At 48.3% G+C, this 232-nt stretch carries 1 protein-coding gene; it reads left to right on the top strand.

Annotation, left to right across the window (positions count from 1 at the left end):
- Nucleotides 1-232: hypothetical protein (locus R0J87_RS25145; RefSeq protein ID WP_498889747.1), on the top strand; the 232-nt coding region annotated here is incomplete at both ends.

The following is a 232-nucleotide window of genomic DNA, read 5'->3' as shown; positions in this document are numbered from 1 at the left end:
AGAATGGCTCAACAAAACAGGTGGACGAAATTAAAGCTGGCATCGAGCTGGATGCCTTTGGCAGTGACAAGGCAGATAAATATCGTTCAATCCGCCGCCCGATGATTTGGCAGGATGGTAAAACCCTGCTAATAAAACCGCACAGCGGCAAGCTCGAAGCCGGTAAAACCTATCAGGTTCAGGTATCAGCCGGCTTGCTGCAGTTTACCAGTGATACAAAAGCCTTTAATGG

It is taken from the genome of Halomonas sp. SIMBA_159, assembly GCF_046536035.1.
Lineage (GTDB): Bacteria > Pseudomonadota > Gammaproteobacteria > Pseudomonadales > Halomonadaceae > Vreelandella > Vreelandella venusta_A.
Note: the sequence above shows the minus strand (reverse complement) of the source record. Positions and strands in the feature narration are given on the sequence as shown.